Source organism: Novacetimonas maltaceti, from assembly GCF_002906255.1.
GTDB classification, from domain to species: Bacteria; Pseudomonadota; Alphaproteobacteria; order Acetobacterales; family Acetobacteraceae; genus Novacetimonas; species Novacetimonas maltaceti.
The window spans coordinates 1-17509 of the sequence record NZ_POTC01000018.1; the positions used below are offsets into that span (position 1 = coordinate 1).

At 57.5% G+C, this 17509-nt stretch carries 11 protein-coding genes; 8 read left to right on the forward strand and 3 right to left on the reverse strand.

The features are described 5' to 3' along the window. Window positions 1-122: 122 nt before the first annotated feature. The gene (locus tag KMAL_RS08180) at window positions 123-1448 is read right to left on the reverse strand and encodes a hypothetical protein (RefSeq protein WP_146044182.1); all 1326 of its coding nucleotides are present in this window, start codon (window positions 1446-1448) and stop codon (window positions 123-125) included. Window positions 1449-1994: 546 nt separating this feature from the next. Between KMAL_RS08180 and KMAL_RS08185 the strand changes: the two genes are divergently transcribed. From KMAL_RS08185 to KMAL_RS08205, 5 genes are all read left to right on the forward strand, one after another. Next, window positions 1995-2423: a hypothetical protein gene (locus KMAL_RS08185; protein ID WP_110095227.1), complete on the forward strand. Its 429-nt coding sequence runs from the start codon at window positions 1995-1997 to the stop codon at window positions 2421-2423. A gap of 60 nt (window positions 2424-2483) precedes the next feature. Beyond that, window positions 2484-5483 (forward strand): glycosyltransferase, encoded by a 3000-nt coding sequence (locus KMAL_RS08190; protein ID WP_167400090.1) that lies wholly within the window; start codon window positions 2484-2486, stop codon window positions 5481-5483. A gap of 30 nt (window positions 5484-5513) precedes the next feature. After that, window positions 5514-8456, forward strand: a complete 2943-nt coding sequence (locus KMAL_RS08195; protein ID WP_167400091.1) for a glycosyltransferase — start codon at window positions 5514-5516, stop codon at window positions 8454-8456. A 271-nt stretch (window positions 8457-8727) separates the two neighbouring features. Further along, the gene (locus tag KMAL_RS08200) at window positions 8728-10464 is read left to right on the forward strand and encodes an HAD-IIIC family phosphatase (RefSeq protein ID WP_110095230.1); all 1737 of its coding nucleotides are present in this window, start codon (window positions 8728-8730) and stop codon (window positions 10462-10464) included. A gap of 184 nt (window positions 10465-10648) precedes the next feature. Further along, on the forward strand, window positions 10649-11593 hold the full coding sequence (locus KMAL_RS08205) for a glycosyltransferase family 2 protein (RefSeq protein WP_110095231.1): 945 nt from the start codon (window positions 10649-10651) through the stop codon (window positions 11591-11593). A gap of 193 nt (window positions 11594-11786) precedes the next feature. Here the strand turns inward: KMAL_RS08205 and rho are convergent, their stop codons facing one another. Together rho and KMAL_RS08215 are read right to left on the reverse strand one after the other, a co-directional pair. Further along, entirely contained in the window at window positions 11787-13088 is a 1302-nt protein-coding gene (rho, locus tag KMAL_RS08210) for a transcription termination factor Rho (RefSeq protein WP_110095232.1), read from the reverse strand. A 220-nt stretch (window positions 13089-13308) separates the two neighbouring features. Next, window positions 13309-14283 carry a magnesium transporter CorA family protein gene (locus KMAL_RS08215; protein ID WP_110095233.1) on the reverse strand — a complete coding sequence of 325 codons (975 nt, stop codon included), beginning with the start codon at window positions 14281-14283 and terminating at the stop codon, window positions 13309-13311. A 212-nt stretch (window positions 14284-14495) separates the two neighbouring features. Between KMAL_RS08215 and trpB the strand changes: the two genes are divergently transcribed. From trpB to accD, 3 genes are all read left to right on the forward strand, one after another. Continuing rightward, a complete protein-coding gene (gene trpB / locus KMAL_RS08220) occupies window positions 14496-15734 on the forward strand; it encodes a tryptophan synthase subunit beta (protein WP_146044183.1) in 1239 nt (412 codons plus the stop codon). Continuing rightward, a complete protein-coding gene (gene trpA, locus KMAL_RS08225) occupies window positions 15731-16555 on the forward strand; it encodes a tryptophan synthase subunit alpha (protein WP_110095234.1) in 825 nt (274 codons plus the stop codon). The genes trpB and trpA overlap by 4 nt, the downstream gene beginning before the upstream one ends. Before the next feature lie 72 nt (window positions 16556-16627). Further along, window positions 16628-17494, forward strand: a complete 867-nt coding sequence (accD, locus tag KMAL_RS08230; RefSeq protein WP_110095235.1) for an acetyl-CoA carboxylase, carboxyltransferase subunit beta — start codon at window positions 16628-16630, stop codon at window positions 17492-17494. Window positions 17495-17509 lie beyond the last annotated feature (15 nt).

The following is a 17509-nucleotide window of genomic DNA, read 5'->3' on the forward strand; positions in this document are numbered from 1 at the left end:
AAGCCACGACTTCAGATCAGGCGGCAGAAGATACGGCTGAGACCGGTCAAACGGGATGAAGCTGCTCATCTCACCACCTTACAACTTCACCTCTTCACAGGGTACCCCAACCCGACAGGCTGCTAAAGCTCTTTCCCAAGGGGAATATGATACCAATGCCCCTGTTCAAAAATCACCGGGGCATGGGTTTCCTGATCGTTGACGATCTGGCCTTCGGCAGGTGCCGTCATGTGTCTGATCTGTTTTTCGGTCATGGTGGGAAGAACGATGCCCTGTCTTGTGCTGATGGCCTTATCCAGTATGACATTTCCCGCGAATTCCACGTCCCGGCCGACATGCACATTACTGTTGAATGTCACTTCCCCATCGGGAGAAATCGAAAGCGCGTTGAGGGAGCGTGTCATATCCCTGCCCGGTCCGGGAACGACGAAGTTGAGGGTTCCATATTCGTCGTCTGTGATCGCGGGATAGGATCTGGCACCGATCTGAAGTCCCTGTCGTGCGATCAGTCGGCCAGAGATCGCGGTATCACCAGACCCGGTCAGTTCCAGCGCGTCCGCATAACGGGTTACAAAATGCAGGTTCCCCTGATAATCGCCAAATATCTTGACCCGGTTGGGATCTGAATGGCCAAAGGAAATCGGGCCAAGTTCGCCAAGCCAGAGCGCGGGCGCACAGATGTCGCCCGGACATCCGGTATTGGCGTAACGCAGGTCAATGGCAGCGTCCTTGTAAGCGCCCATGATCTGAAAGGCGCTGTCGTAAAAGGTATAGGCCCCGGCCCGGAGCAGGATGCCGTTTCCGACCTCCAGATTGTTATGGCTGTCGTCTTTCTGCTGCTGTGATCCGACGATCAGGGCAACCCTGTCATGCCCGTCATCGGCACCGCTGGCATAAAGGTCTATTTCCGCGGATTCGATCCCCCCGGCTTTTGAGGACGGCAAACCGGTCTGGTCGATCACGCCTGTATTGATGCCAGAAATCTGGCTTCGCGGACCGTGGCTGTCCGTAATGGCGGGACGGATTGCAAAAAGGTTCGCATCCGTCTTGATCGCGCCGTTATAGGAGGCCGCAGTTAGCTGGCTGCTGAGGCAATAGACCTGCCCCCTGTTTTCGATATTGGCTTCCTCGCAGTTTTCAGTGATGCCAAAATGGGCGTTGTAGACAGGATTTTCCGGTGTGTTCCAGTTTTTCGCAGGCGTATTGATATTGTAATCCACGCTGACCACCGCCCCGTCCCCGGCGTGATTGCCGTTCTTGGCAATGTTGAGGGTGCCGGCATAGTTGGAGATGACCGTATCGGCAGTAGGCGTGGGGAAGATGCGGAAACTGTTACCGGAGGCCGCATCCCTTGCCCCGTCTGAAATCCAGATCTGTGTACCCCGATAGCCCGAAACCGGCGGGGTCCGGTATGTGAAGGATCCTGCTGGCATGTGTAGCAGTGCCATGGAGGGAAAACTTCCCCGATAGGCGTCAAGGGAAAGGCTCTCGTCGCTCCCATCGAACTTCCCCCCGAAATCCAGCGGGGACAACGTATCGTTGAAATGCTGCGCCAGTGTACGTGATGTCGTGCCCGCCGCTGCCTGCGCGTGCGCCCGACTGGCGTCCCCGTCAAAGCTTCCTGCGATATCTGCCAGATGTCGTGGATGATCCGCAGGGGCCGCCTGCGCAACGCTCTGTGCGATGCCGATGCAAAGGGAAGCCGTCAGGATATGTTTCAGGCATGTGCTGTAAATATATATGAATAATGGAAATGACGTGTGTGGGGCGTGTCTTCGTGCTGATCCGTCTCTTGTGGAAAATGCTTGATGGGACATGGCGGTATCCGCAGTGTAATTAATTGAAAATTAACGAAATAAAAATAACCATGCCCTGATTGATAACGATAATAAATTAACAAGTAATGAATCTTTAATTACTTATTAATAGTTGACTATAATACGCATGTATTTTATATTGTTCTGAATGGCCTATTTTAAAAGGTTGATCCTGACATGATTCCGTATTCTGTTCTTTCACCGCTGGCTGAAGAAAGCGGTGCACATGTAATCATATCCAAGACGCTGTTCCGGTTCCTGTTGTCGGAATACCTGAAATCCCTTCCATTCGATGAAAAGGCCTATCTGGAAACAAATCCCGATGTCGATGCTGCGGTCCATCGGGGGGAGATGGAAAGCGGCAGGGAGCATTTCCTGTACACGGGCTTTTTCGAAGGCCGTGAGACAGGCAGCAGCGAGTTCGATGAAAAATGGTACCTGAAGAACAATCCCGACGTCGTGGCATCCGTCCGGCGCGGTGACTGGACGACGGGCAAGGAACACTGGCTGGCCATGGGGCGTGCCGAGCTGCGCGCGCCCTGCCGGGCACTGGTGCCATTGTATGATACGTGGCGTCAGTTCCTGCTGGACAGCAAGTATAAATAAGAACGGAATATAGAAATTTCAGGATGTGTTGCAGGGAGTTCGGAATATATGGGTGGTAATATGGACGATTTCATAGCGGACTCGGCCCACCGTTATATTGCGTCCCTTGCCGCCCGCCATGATGGGCTTCCCGAGGTCCCGGAAGACCTGTCGTCTGTGCTCGGGCGGCTGGAATATCTCCAGCGGGCACATCCCAGCGCACGTGACATCATGCTCGGGATTGGCCTGTGCCGCCTGGCGATGGGCGAACCGCGGGCTTCGGAACCCTTCGAATATCTCTCCGGGCATGTGCTTTCCCCTGTTGCGCGGTTTTTCCTGCTGCTGACACGCCTGAAATTCGGCGCGCATGACCGCACCTTTGGTGAGTTGCGCTCCTTCCTGCGTGAAACCGCCATTGTCTTTGATGATGTCGCGTTCGAGGTCTTCAGCACCCTCTCGGCCGTGCATCGCTGTGACGGGTGGTGCGCCATGTGGCCAGACGGGCGTATCGCCGTGGGCCTTGCGGATGGGAAAGATGGTGATGTCACATGGCATCATGATGACATGGAACATCGGGCGGAACTGGCGTCACTGGGGTCCTTCGCCGGGTTTGGTGTATATGAAATCACCAATTTCGAACTTCCCGCCAGCCTTCCCGTCATCCATGTGCGCCATGATGGCCGTGACATGCTGGGCAGTGCGCTTGAACCACGCACCATCTGGCGTTGCGAAGGGTTTGTCGAAGGGTGCGCCGAAGGCCTGACAGGGTGGTTCCGTTATCCCAACAACCTTGGGGCGGATGAACATGTGCGGGTCCGCGCGATGGAGGATGACAGGCTACTGTTCGACGACGAGGTGGGAGACGGATGCTCCGACCTTCTTGTCGCGGAAAAAGCGCGTACGCCATTCCTGATCCCGTGGAGCGACCTGGACGGGGTGGAAACGCCCGCCGTCCGGGTCACGGACCGTTTCGCGCAGGAATTCTATGGCAGCCCGCTCGATCCCCTTGCGGGCGCGCGGTACGCCCGCGCACAGGCGCAATGGGTGGCGCGGACGTTCCCCACCGCCTGTTCCAAATCCTCCATGCCGGATTCCAACCAGCCTTTCCCGGCCCTGTACTCCCCTCAATTCAGGGAGGGCGTGCATCAGGAGGCGGGTTCCGGCAGGGTTGGGCGTCCTGTTGCCATTATCATCCCGGTCTACAAAGGGTATGAAGTAACCAGGGAATGTATCGAACTTGCCCTGCAATGGCGTGGGCCGGATGATCGCCTGGTCGTCATCAACGATTTCTCGCCCGATCCGCGCATTGTCAGCTTCCTTGAAGGGGTTGCGGACAGGGAGGGCATCACGGTCGTGCATAACGAGCGCAATCGCGGCTTTACCTGTTCGGCCAATCGTGGATTGCGTGAAGTCGGGCAGGATGAAGATGCGGTCCTGCTCAACAGCGATACCATCCCGCCGCCCGACTGGATCACGAAGCTGCAACAGGCCGTCTATCGCGCGCCGGATATCGGCACGGCGACGCCACTTTCCAACGCTGCGACAATCTTCAGCTATCCCCGCAAGGATGGGAACAATCCGATCCCCTCCCTTGACGAGGTGAGGGAGCTTTCCTCCCTGCTGGCGGAAATTGACAGCAGGGAGATCATCGAGGTTCCGACCGGGCATGGCTTTTGCATGTATATCCGGGCGGAGTGCCTGCACCAGACGGGCGTACTGCGCGAGGATGTCTTCGCCCAGGGCTATGGCGAGGAAAATGATTTCAGCCGGCGGGCCGCGTCGCTGGGGTGGCGGCATGTCGTGTGCCTTGGCACCTATGTCGGCCATGCCGAAGGGCAGTCCTTCAGCGCGTTCAAAGGCGACCTGATCCGGCGCAACCTTGCCCTGCTGAACGGACTGCATCCCGGCTATGACCGTCTTGTCCATGAATGGCAGGAGCGCAATCCCCTGCAGCGGTTCCGGCGTGACCTCGATATCCGCCGCCTGTCACATGCCATCGGAAACCGCCAGACCGTCGCCCTCATGACGCATGACCGTGAAGGGGGCGTGCATCGTTTCGTACGCGAACGCGCGGCTTCCATCCTTGAAAATGGATGTGTACCTCTTGTCATTTCCCCATGTGCGGCAGAGGGGGAAGGCGACTATCCCCAGTGGGAAGTCGCACCCTGCCTGGCGGATGAGTATCCCAATATCATCCTGTCGCGCCGTGGGCCGGGCCTGCGTGAACTCCTGCTGTCCCTTCATTGCGGGAAAATGGAAATCCACAGCTATATTGGTGCAGGAATCAAGGACATCCACTGGGTTTCGCTCTTCGGGTTCGACTATGATGTCTATCTCCATGACTACTCATGGTTCTGCCCGCAGATTACGCTGGTCTCCCATAACAGCCTCTATTGTGGGGAGCCGGAGCTTTCGGCCTGCCAGACCTGCGTCATGGACCGTGGCCATGCAACGGGGGATGACACGGCGCTGCCGCTGCTGCGGGAACTGGGAACGGATATCTTCCGGCGCGCCCGGGCGGTGATTGCGTCCTGCCATGACGTGGCCACACGGTATCGCCGGCATATCGATGTGCCCGTGGTTCTGGAACAGTGGGAGGCCCCGGTCCCGACGCAGGACATCGTCTTTACCCCCAGGGATCCCACGGATGTCAGGCGTATCCTGCTGATCGGGGCGATCGGCATTGAAAAAGGATATGACCTGCTGCTCAGGCTTGCGCGGCATGTGGCGGCATCCGGACTGCCGCTGCGGTTTTCCATCGTGGGGTTCACATGCGATGATTCACGACTGCTGGAAACAGGGGTTGTTGAAATCACCGGACGTTATGCCGAAAATGAACTGACATCGCTGATCCGGATGCAGAAATGTGACTGGGGCTTCCTGCCTGCGGTATGGCCGGAGACATGGTCCTATGTGCTGACGGAATTCTGGCGGCATGATTTTCCCGTCGTGACGTTCGACATCGGTGCCCCTGCCGAACGCATCAGGACCGCAGGCGGGGGGCTCGTCATTCCGCTGCACCTTCCCGTGGCTTCCGTGGCCAGTGTCCTGCTGAATCCCGCACGGTTCATGTCACGGTGATGTATGGCGGTCAGGACAGGGAATATCGTGATGTCGGCTGAAGGTTTGGGCACGAAACCTGACTGGGCCTGTTTCGACGCGTCATGGTACAAACGGCATTACCATGTCATCCTCGATACGTTCGGGCTGCATGATGATGAAAGCATCACGCAGTTCTATGAGGAGTTCGGGGTCAATCTGGCCCATTCCCCGAACGTGTTTTTTGACGAGGAATGGTACAGGACGTCCTATCCCGATATCCTGCCGCTGATCGAGGCCGGGGAGATCGCGTCCGGGTTCGCGCATTATTGTGCTGGCGGCTTTGCGCAGCGTAATCCCAACTGCTTCTTTGACGAAGAATTCTATTGCCGGACGCAGGTCTGCATGTCCACCCAGCAGCTTGAGGCCCATGGGTTGCGCAACGGGTACGACCACTACCTGATCTATGGCGCGCGGGAAGGACGTGACGCGTCGCTGTTCTTTTCCATGAAACTGTTTCTGAGGGAAAATCCGGATTTCCTTTATGACCGGCGCAAGGGCGCGTTTGTGTCCTTCCTTGAAAATTTCATGGATCCGGCGATTGTCACGTGTCGCACATCCGCCTGTTTCGATCCTGAATGGTATATGCGGGCCTATCCTGATGTTGCCGAACATATAAGCGAATGGCAGCATCCGTTACGGCATTATCTGGGCAATCCGGCCCCCAGCGCGTTTGACCCCAATCCGTTCTTCAGCGAACGGTTCTATGCCCAGACAAATCCTGATGTCGCAACGGTGGTGGCCGGGGGGGCTTTTCGCAACGCCTATGAGCATTTTCTGCGCTATGGACAATATGAATACCGACGTCCATGCGCGAACGTGAATCTTGCGGAGTATGCGCGCGACCCGAGTGTCTCCGACGCCGTGGAGAAAGGGGAATACCCGACGCCGTTCGGGGCCTATGCCGTGCTGTATGGGAAAACCCCCGATGCGGATGGCGGGCGGCAGGAGCCTGAAATCCTCTGCAAACGCGCCTATCGCCGGATGGCGGAGGTCCGGGCCGCGACGGTTCTGCAGCAGGGACTGGATTTTTCCTGTGACCTGCCGGAACTGAGCGTCGTGATGGTGGTCCATGACCAGTTCGCCTTTACCATGACAGCACTGTCCTCGTTGCGTGCGACCTGTCGCGGGACGATTCAGGTGATTCTTGTCGATGGGGCTTCGACAGACGCAACTTCCGTGATCGAGCGTCATGTCGCAGGGATCGAGGTCATCCGCTTGTCGGAAAATGTCGGCTTTCTTGCCGGATCGAACCTTGGCTTGGCCAGGGCGGTGGCACCCTATGTCCTGTTCCTCAATAACGATGTGGAGTTGATGGCCGGTGCCGTGGATACGGCATTGGACCGGCTGCGTCGGGAGGAAGGCACAGGGGCGGTGGGGGCGAAACTGGTCCGCACGAACGGAGAGTTGCAGGAAGCGGGAAGCATTGTCTGGAACGATGGCACGACATCCGGTTACCTGCGCGATGCGTCTCCGTTGCTGCCAGAAGCAAATTTCGTACGTTCGGTTGATTTCTGCTCCGGTGCGTTCCTCATGGCGCGGACGGACATCGTCAAGGCGCTCGATGGCTTCGATCCCCTGTTCGCACCGGCCTATTATGAAGAAACCGACCTGTGCGTGCAGATCCGCCAGCGTGGTTTTGACATCGTATATGATCCTGACGTGGTCGTCCTGCATTACGAATTCGGCAGCGGGAAGTCCGGCGAAATTGCATCATACCTGGGACGGAACATCGGAAAGTTCTTTCACAAGAACCGCGAATATGTGGAAGGGAAATATTCGCGGGATGAAGCCAATGTGCTGAAGGCACGCTTTGCCGATGCTGGCAGCAGGCGTGTCCTGTTCATCGAGGACTACCTGCCACAGCCTGAAATCGGGGCGGGCTTTCCCCGTTCCAATGACATCGTGCGTACGATGGTGGAGGCACTGGGGTTGCATGTCACGGTCTATCCCATCTTTCCGCCACGCCGTGCGCCTGTGACACGATACCGGAACTTCCCTGACAGGGCGGAGGTCATGTGGGATCGCGGGATTGGTGATCTTGAAACCTTCCTGCATGGTCGTGCCGGGTATTATGACGTCATATGGATCGGCAGGACCCATAACGCGGATCGCCTGAAGCCTGTTCTTGCGGCATGTGGCGAGGCGCTGGCGGGATGCCGGGTCGTGCTGGATACGGAGGCCATCGCTACATTGCGCCAGCATGGCAGGATGCGGATCATGGGCCAGACGGACCTGCCCGACCTGAATGGCATGCTGTGTTATGAACTGCGGAATACGGATTTCATCGACCGGTTCGTGACAGTCAGCAGTGAAGAGGCCACCCTTGTCAGCGGGGTCGTGAAACAGGATGTCCATGTTCTGGGCCATGTGAAAACTCCAACCCCGCAGGGTCGTCCGTTTGGGGAACGCAGGCATTTCCTGTTTGTCGGGGCGATCCAGAACCTGGAATCCCCCAACTGGGATGCGCTTTCATGGCTGAACGATCATGTCGTGCCGTATCTCGACAGTTTGCTGCCCGATGACGTCCGTATCAGGATGGCCGGGTATGTTGGCGGGGATATCGACCTGTCCACCATATTGACGCATCCCCGGTTTGAACTGCTGGGGGCTGTCGAAGACCTTGCTCCCCTGTATGAGGCACATCGTGTCTTCATTGCCCCTACGCGTTTTGCTGCCGGTATCCCGTACAAGGTCCATGAAGCTGCGGCCCATGGCCTGCCCATTGTCGCAACGGACCTTCTTGTCAGGCAGGTCGGGTGGGAAGCTGGGGCGGATATTGCCAGCGCGCCGGAAACCCAGCCGCTGGCATTCGCGGGGGCAATGCAACAGGTCTATACGGATGAAAACCTGTGGACCCGGATCCGTCGTAATGCCCTGCACCGGATCTTCCTTGAAAACCGTCCTGATGATTACAGCAGACGGTTGCAGGACATCCTGAATTTCAACAACTGAAAACAGGCCGTCCATAAAACGCAGGCCAAATCGCAAAGAAGTTTTTGGTGAAGCTTTTTTCAAAAAGCTTCAGGAAACGATACATTTTTGAAAAAATCAGCACCCGAGAACTTTTGTCAATCTCATGAAGGGGCGTTTTGAAACTGCCCTTCATGCCGGATGGGACAGCGTACGCCCGCAAACTGTGGGGCACCGTGAAGCATATATTAACAGAAACCTTATAACATAAGGAGCCAATATGCTGATAAATAACATTTAAGAGGAAAATATAATGGAACCCGTCCGGTTGGTCATTTGGGATCTGGATGAGACATTCTGGAACGGCACATTGAGTGAAGGCGGCATACAGCCCGTCGCACGGAACATGGCTTTGCTAAAGACCCTGTCTGAAAGGGGTATCGTCAATTCCATATGTTCAAAAAACAATTTTGCGGATGCTGAACGCGAACTGAAAAAAATGGGTGTCTGGGAGTATTTCATTTTCCCACAGATCGCCTTTGCGCCCAAGGGACCAATGATCCGGGAAATCGTCGAGGCAACCAACCTGCGCCCGGAGACGATGATGTTCATTGATGATAATCCGATGAATCTCAATGAAGCCCTGTTCTTTTATGAGGGCATGCAGGTTGCTGATCCATCGATTATTGAGACTATACCTGAAGATGACAGGTTTCAGGGAAAGCCGGATACGGGGATGGAGCGCCTCGCGCGCTATAAGGTGCTGGAGGAAAAGCACAAGGACAGGACAGGGATGCAGGGGGATAACATAGACTTCCTGCGGCAGAGTGATATCAGGATCAGTTTTCATTATGATATCGAAAAAGAATTCGACCGCATACATGAACTGGTCAACAGAACCAATCAGCTGAATTTCACCAAGAATCGCTGGCCGGAGAACCGGGAGGCAGCATGGGACGTGTTCCAGAAAGAGTTTTCAGAAAGATTCCCCGCGACTTCTGGATATATAAAAGTCTCTGACAAATACGGAAATTATGGGATCTGCGGTTTTTTTCTGATCGGGGAGCGCAGGGCGACGCATTTTCTGTTCTCATGCCGTATCATGAGCATGGGGGTCGAGCAGTTCTGCTGGAACCATCTGATGCGCCCGCATGTCCATGTTGTCGGTGATGTCATCTCGTCACTGGATGGTGACGTCAACTGGATTACGATTGTTGATGATGTCGATGATGATTCAAACAACTTCATTCATGATTACGCAAAAAACCTCAAGGTCTGCCTGAGGGGAGCCTGCGATTTCACGTCAATGGAACATTATTTCCGTGCCCGGTACAATGTTCTGGGTGAATTCCCGCTGGCCTATAAATCATGGGCGTTCAGCCCGTGGGTAAGGACGATTGCCGCAACCGATGCCCTGCAGACGCCACAGGGCCGTGAACTTCTGTCGCGCACAAGCATCTTTCCGGACAACTATCTGGACTCTGCAGTCATCAGCGGGGATGCTGATATTTATGTGCTTTCGTTTTCTGTCGAATATGCCGCGCATTTATACAGGTCCCGTTCCACAGGGGTCACGGTTTCGCTGTGTAACGATTTCCTGGCAGGGCGGGATTTCAGTGAAACGTCCTATGAAACACTGGTCAGGAATTTTGGTCGTGATCCCGGCTTTTCCGAAAGCGAATGGGAATTCATGCAGCAGGAATTTGAATTCTTCGCACATCATGACATCGGGATGTTCATGGCGGATGTCTGCAAACTGTTCGAGAAACTGAAAGGCAAAAAGGTCATCATTCTTGTCCTGAATGAACGGGTGGGATCAGATGACTGGATCAAATCCGTTTATGGCAACATCAACCGGATCGTTGTCCCCCTGTCGAAAATATATGGGTTTGATCTGGTGGATTATGGAAAATATGTTCAATCCGTAGAAGATCTTGCATCGCTAGATGATCACGGGGTCCATTTCTCCCGTGAAGTCTATCTGAAAATGGCGACAGAGATCATGAATATCTGCGACAGATATGCAATCGAAAACGAAAAAGCCGATTGAGCGCAAGTATCTATGATTTTGAACCTGACGCTGGTCCCACCTGATCCGCAGGACGCGGCATATCCCCGGTCTGACAGGAACATGACCGGGGATATGGTACGTTTTTCAGACCGGCCCGGCATATGATTTATTTTCTGTTTATGAAGCGTATATAAAATCATGCAATCAGGGAAAGGAACATAAAATGAACGTGGTTGCAGTGATGAGGCTTCTTAACGAAGATGATGTTATAGAAGCAAATATAAGACATCATCTGGCGCATTTTAACCGCATCATTATTCTGGATGACGGCAGCGCGGACAGGACATTGGACATCATCGAGAAGATGATTGACGAAGGCCTGGCAATCACTCTCATAAAAAAACCATGCATCGTGTCCAGTGAACGCGAAAGGAATACGTTTCTATACAATATTGCCTGCACGGATTTCGACGCGGACTGGGTGTTTTTCATAGATGCAGATGAATTCATCGACATGCGTGGCAGGGTCGAAGGTTTTCTGAATTTCATCAAAACGGTTCCCCCTGAATTTGAATCCATCCTGCTTCCCATCAGAAACTATATGGATACGGTATTTGACAAAAAGGAAGAGCTGGTCGTCCCCCACAGGATGGTATGGCGCACGATCGAAAATATCGGTGTCCTGAAAGTTGCGGTCAGGGGAAGGATTCCAGGTCACATCCAGATCAGTGAAGGCAATCATACCGCCTATCGTGATGGTGTTGAATTGCGGGCCTTTGGTGGCAGCAACCTGTGCATCGCGCATTACCCCAGAAGGTCTGGCTGGCAGGATATCTACAAGTGGATCATCATGCGTCTGAAGATCACGGCGGCAGGCCAGCGGGAAGTGGAAAAGGGCACAGGGTCGCATTATGTCGAACCCCTGCGGATACTGATGGATGACCCCAACAGGATTCTCAATGACAAAGGGTTTTTCGAAAGGACGCCCAACAGTCATTATACCATGGACATGATGAAGTATGATGGCGGAGACCTCAGATATACCGAGGAAACGGACTACAAGGCCAAATGCATCAAACTGGTGCTGGACTGTTCGTTTTCCATCGCGCGGGCATTCGGGCAGGAAATGGATGAAAACCCACAGTTGCGGGACCGGATCCTTGCCTGATGGCGATGTAGGTAAAAAATAAAAGTTTTTTGGGTGCTGCCTTTTTTTTAAAAGGCGGCGTATTTTTGAAGCTTTTTGAAAAAAGCTTCACCAAAAACTTCTTTCTGTTTTTCTGCCGTAGTACGGACAAAAGAAAACCCCTCCTGCGGCACACAGGAGGGGTCATCAGTCACTGGCCGGATGGCACGGGACCTTACGTATTCATCGCGTCGAAGAAATCCTTGTTCGTCTTGCTGTATTTCAGCTTGTCGAGCAGGAAGTCCATCGCATCCATCGTGCCCATCGGCGCCAGGATACGGCGCAGGACCCACATCTTCGACAGGTCGGCGCGATCCACCAGCAGCTCTTCCTTGCGGGTGCCACTCTTGGTGATGTCGATGGCCGGGAACGTGCGCTTGTCCGCCAGCTTGCGGTCAAGGATCAGTTCGGAGTTGCCGGTGCCCTTGAACTCTTCAAAGATCACCTCGTCCATGCGGCTGCCGGTATCGATCAGGGCGGTGGCAATGATCGTCAGCGACCCGCCTTCCTCGATATTACGCGCGGCGCCAAAGAAACGCTTGGGCCGCTGCAGCGCATTGGCGTCCACACCACCGGTCAGCACCTTGCCCGATGACGGCACGACCGTGTTGTAGGCGCGCGCCAGGCGGGTGATCGAATCCAGCAGGATGACCACATCGCGCTTGTGCTCGACCAGGCGCTTGGCCTTTTCCAGCACCATTTCGGTCACCTGCACATGGCGCGTTGCCGGTTCGTCGAAGGTGGAGGACACGACCTCCCCCCGAACGGAGCGGGCCATGTCGGTCACTTCCTCGGGGCGTTCGTCGATCAGCAGCACGATCAGGAACACTTCGGGGTGGTTCGCGGAAATGGAGGACGCGATGCTCTGCAGCATCACCGTCTTGCCGGTGCGCGGGGGGGCGACGATCAGCGCGCGCTGCCCCATCCCGATGGGGGAGACAAGGTCGATCACACGCGGGGTAAAGTCGCGGGTCTGGCCCTTGCCCTTCCCCTTGGCGGTGCTTTCGGCCGGCCCCACGGCGGTGTTCTCGACTTCCATCTGCAGGCGGCGTTCGGGATACAGCGGCGTCAGGTTGTCGAAATTGATCCGCTGGCGCACGGCCTCGGGCGGTTCGAAATTGATCGTATCGACCTTGAGCAGCGCGAAATAACGCTCCCCATCGCGCGGGGCGCGGATCTGCCCCTCCACCGTGTCGCCGGTGCGCAGGCCAAAGCGCCGCACCTGGCTGGGGGAGATGTAGATGTCGTCGGGGCCGGGCAGGTAGTTCGCCTCTGGCGAGCGGAGGAAGCCGAAGCCGTCCGACAGGATTTCAAGTGTCCCATCCCCGTAAATTGCCTGGTCATTTTCAGCCAGCGTCTTGAGGATGGTGAACATCAGTTCCTGCTTGCGCAGGGACGATGCGTTTTCAATATTCAGACTTTCGGCATAAGCCAGAAGGTCTGCTGGTGTTTTGGCCTTGAGTTCGGCGAGATGCATGCAAGCGTTGCCTTGGACTGGCAGTTCAGGGGGAGGGAATGGATAATATCCGGTGTGACAGGAACAGGCGTGTTGTCACATCCCAGCATCTGCAGACGAAGTCAGAAATGCGACGTGGATATTACATTCATCAGAGGATAAGGCGTGGCGATCGGGCGACCGCCAGCACATAGGGTGTCAGGTATCCCAAAGTGAGGCAAAAGTCAATGGCGGATTGTGATTACTTTCCCAGCCATCCCTTGCGCCAGAACCACAGCAGCGGCAGCACCACGGTCGCGGCCATCAGAGCCAGCGAGTACCAGTATCCATATTTCCAGTTCAGTTCGGGGATATCATGGAAATTCATCCCATATATCCCGGCAACCAGAGTGGGCGCCACACCGATGAAGCTGACCACCGTCAGGATCTTCATCCCGTTATTCTGTTCAATACTGATGAAGCCCAGAGTGGCGTCGAGCAGGAACTGCACCTTGTTCGATGTCTGCGAGACGAAGTCATTGAGCGACTTGATGTCGCGCTCCACCGTCGCCAGCCGCCCCTGCAGCTTGTCGGACAGGTCGCGCTTCTTGTTCTCGGTCACGAAGATGGTGATGCGTTCCAGGCCCAGCAGGCTGTCGCGCACCGATGATGTCAGATCACCCGAACGTCCCACGCGGCTGAGCATGCTGCGCAGCAGACCGTCCATGCGCCGCATCCCGCCATGTTCGGACTGGAACACATCCTTCGACATGCCGTCGAGCGACTGCCCCAGATGTTCAAGGATATCGGCCAGCCGGTCCACGACCGCTTCGAGCAGCAGGGTCACGCACTCATCGCCAGACAGGCGCGTGGACTGCCCCGCCACCTGCCGCGCCACCACGTCGAACGCGGTAAAGCCGGTAAAGCGGATCGTCAGCAGCCGGTCGCGCATCAGGATGAAGCCGACGGGGGAGACGAAGAAGTCATCCCCGATCTGGCGCACCAGCGGCGTGGACAGGTACACCGCGTCATCTTCCATGAACAGGCGCGACGAACTTTCGATTTCGTCCAGGTCGGCGCGGGTGGGGATGCGCTGCCCCGTGATGTGGGCGGCCAGGGTCTGTTCGTCCTCGGTCGGATCCAGCAGGTCCAGCCAGGGCACATCCTTGACCTCTTGTGCATCGGCCTCGCTCGTGATCGTCCGGGCGGGCGAGCCGGGCCTGTGCGCAAGAAACATAAGTGATCCTCTTTTCGTATCCTGTCGCGGCCTATCATCGGGACAACCGGCTTTATGTCAAATCGTGACAGTCAGGCCAAGGGCTCAAGGGGCAGGGGGGTGGTGTTTTTGCGCCATCGGGTCCAGAACGCCGTAGGCGTATCATCGCGCGGGCACGTGCGATATACCATCATCGACACCCGCATGAATTTTATTCCCTGTGGAGAGCAAAGTTGAGCGCAGCACAATCCCCGGCCCCGCCGTCCCGCGCGAACAGCCTGCGCACCGGCCCGGACGAACACGGGCGGTTCGGTATCTTTGGTGGCCGCTTTGTTGCCGAAACCCTGATGCCGCTGGTCCTCGAACTGACCGAAGCCTACAGGGAAGCGAAGGCGGACCCCGAATTCCATCGTGAACTGGACTATTACCTCAAGGATTATGTCGGCCGCCCCAGCCCGCTGTGGTTCGCCCGTCGCCTGACGGAGGAACTGGGCGGCGCGCGCGTCTACATGAAGCGCGAGGAGCTCAACCACACAGGCTCGCACAAGCTGAACAACGTGATGGGGCAGATCCTGCTTGCCCGTCGCATGGGCCGCACGCGCATCGTCGCCGAAACCGGCGCGGGGCAGCATGGCGTTGCGACCGCCACGGTCTGCGCCCTGTTCGGCATGAAATGCTGCATTTATATGGGCGCGACCGATGTGGAGCGGCAGAAGCCCAACGTGTTCCGCATGCGCCTGCTGGGGGCGGAGGTCATTCCCGTCACCGCCGGAGCCGGCACGCTGAAGGACGCGATGAACGAGGCGATGCGCGACTGGGTCACCAATGTGCGCGACACCTACTTCCTTGTCGGCACGGTGGCGGGCCCGCATCCCTATCCGGAGATGGTGCGCGATTTCCAGTCGATCATCGGCGTGGAGACGAAGCAGCAGATCCTCGCGGCCGAAGGTCGCCTGCCCGACGCCATTGTGGCGGCCATCGGTGGCGGATCGAACGCGATGGGGATCTTCCACCCGTTCCTTGATGATGCGTCCGTGCGCCTGATCGGCGTGGAAGCCGCCGGGCGCGGCCTCGACAGCGGGGAGACCGCAGCCTCCATCGAACGTGGACGCCCCGGCGTGCTGCATGGCAACCGTACCTACCTGCTGCAGGATGCAGACGGGCAGATCGCGGAGGCGCATTCCATCAGCGCGGGCCTCGATTACCCCGGCATCGGGCCGGAACATTCATGGCTGCATGATATCGGCCGTGCCGAATATGTCGGCGCCACCGATGACGAGGCCCTGGCCGCGTTCCAGCTCTGCACCCGGACGGAGGGGATCATCCCCGCGCTGGAATGTGCCCACGCGCTGGCCTATGTCGCGAAGCTGGCGCCCACCATGTCGCCGGATCAGATCATCGTACTGAACGTATCGGGCCGGGGGGACAAGGACATCTTCACCGTCGCCGCGCATCTGGGAGTGTCGTTGTGAGCCGTATTGCCAGCCGATTCGCCGCCCTGAAGCAGCAGGGGCGCGGCGCCCTGATCCCGTATGTGGAGGCGTGTGATCCCGATTACGAAACCTCGCTCGCGCTGCTCCGGGGGATGCCGGGGGCGGGTGCCGACCTGATCGAGGTCGGCATGCCCTTCAGCGACCCCAGCGCCGATGGCCCGACCATCCAGAAGGCGGCGCTGCGCGGCCTGCGTGGCGGGGCCAGCATGAAGCGCGTGCTGGAGATGATCACGGCGTTCCGTCGTGACGATAACGAGACGCCGATCATCCTGATGGGCTACGTCAACCCGATCGAGGCGTATGGACATGACCGCTTCTGCGCCGATGCCGCGCGCGCGGGCGTGGATGGGCTGATCATCGTCGATGTCCCACCGGAGGAAGGCGACCTGCTGCGCGCGCCTGCTGCGGCGAACGGTCTGGATATCATCCGCCTTGTCGCGCCGACCACGCCGGATGCGCGCCTGCCCATCGTGCTCGATGGGGCGTCGGGCTTCCTGTATTATGTCAGCATCACCGGGGTGACGGGTACCCGCACCGCCAGCAGCGATGAACTGTCGGCGGCCATCCCGCGCCTGCGGGCTGCCACCGACCTGCCGATCGCCATCGGTTTTGGCATCCGCACGCCCGAACAGGCCGCCAACGCGGTGCGTGCCGCCGATGCCGCCGTCGTGGCCTCGGCACTGCTCAACACGCTGGAGGGGACGCTGGATGCGGATGGCCATGCCACGGCCACGACCGTCAGCAGCGTGCTGGAGCAACTGCGGGAACTGGCCGATGCGGTCCGTGCGGCCCGGAAATAAACGTGAATCTGGCATCACACGCGATCTGCCTGTATGGAGCAGGCGGATAGATGTACGTCAGGGAGAGTTAACATGAGCTGGCTGACCGAATATGTCCGGCCCAAGATCCGTGGCCTGCTCAAGCGGGAAGTGCCGGACAATCTTTGGACCAACTGCGAGTCCTGTGAGCAGATGATTCTGGTCAAGGACCTGCGGCGGGCGATGAATGTCTGTCCGCATTGCGGCCACCACATGCGCGCCACGGTGCAGCAGCGGCTGGAATGGACGTTCGACAACGGGGAGTTCACCCGCATCGAACTGCCCAAGGCCCCGGTCGATCCCCTGTCGTTTCGCGACCGCAAGCGCTACACCGACCGCCTGAAGGATGAGCGCGCGAAGTCCCAGCTTGAGGAATCGATGGCGGTCGCGCATGGCCGCATTGGTGGGCATGACGCGGTTGTCGCGGTCATGGCGTTCGAGTTCATTGCCGGCACGATGGGCGCGGCATTGGGCGAGGCCTTCCTCGCCGCCGCCCGCCTTGCGATCCTGCAGCAGGCCCCGCTGATCGTCTTTACCGCCTCGGGCGGTGCGCGCATGCAGGAAGGGATGCTCAGCCTGATGCAGATGCCGCGCACGACCATCGCGGTGGAAATGCTGCGTGAGGCGAAGCTGCCTTACATCGTGGTCATGACCAACCCGACGACGGGCGGGGTTTCGGCTTCGTTTGCGATGCTGGGCGATATCCAGATCGCGGAACCGAACGCCCTGATCGGTTTCGCCGGACAGCGCGTGATCGAGGACACCGTGCGCGAGAAGCTGCCCGAAGGGTTCCAGCGCGCGGAATACCTGCTCGACCATGGCATGCTCGACATGGTGGTTGCGCGCCCGGAACTGCCGGCCATCCTTGGCACCCTGATCGGGCAACTCAACCATGCCCACATCACGCCCCCTGCGGCGTAACCTGTACGGTCCATC